Raw genomic sequence first — 545 nt, 5'->3', positions numbered from 1 at the left:
GAAGTGCTGGCCACCAACGGTGACACTTTCCTGGGCGGCGAAGATTTCGACAACCGCGTCATCGAGTACCTCGTCGACGAGTTCAACAAGGACCAGGGCATCGACCTGCGCAAGGATCCGCTTGCCCTGCAGCGGCTGAAGGACGCCGCCGAGCGCGCCAAGATCGAGCTGTCCACCAGCCAGCAGACCGAAGTGAACCTGCCGTACGTCACCGCTGACGCGTCGGGCCCGAAGCACCTGAACATCAAGCTGACCCGCGCCAAGCTGGAAGCGCTGGTGGAAGACCTGATCAAGAAGTCGATCGAGCCGTGCCGCATCGCGCTGAACGATGCCGGCCTGCGTTCGAGCGACATCGGTGAAGTGATCCTGGTCGGCGGTCAGACCCGCATGCCGAAGGTGCAGCAGGCCGTGACCGAGTTCTTCGGCAAGGAACCGCGCAAGGACGTCAACCCGGATGAGGCCGTGGCACTGGGTGCTGCGATCCAGGGCGGCGTGCTGGGCGGCGACGTCAAGGACGTGCTGCTGCTGGACGTGACCCCGCTGTC

General features: G+C 64.6%; 1 protein-coding gene. It reads left to right on the top strand.

Features of this window, described 5'->3' with window-relative positions; translation table 11 throughout:
* Positions 1-545, top strand: a 545-nt coding sequence (locus tag AAE045_RS24170; protein WP_455549833.1) for an Hsp70 family protein, incomplete at both ends; no start/stop codon positions are given.

Source organism: Dryocola clanedunensis, assembly GCF_038405435.1.
GTDB lineage: Bacteria > Pseudomonadota > Gammaproteobacteria > Enterobacterales > Enterobacteriaceae > Dryocola > Dryocola clanedunensis_A.
The sequence above is the reverse complement of the archived record's forward strand: the minus strand, read 5'-3'. Positions and strand labels throughout refer to the sequence as shown.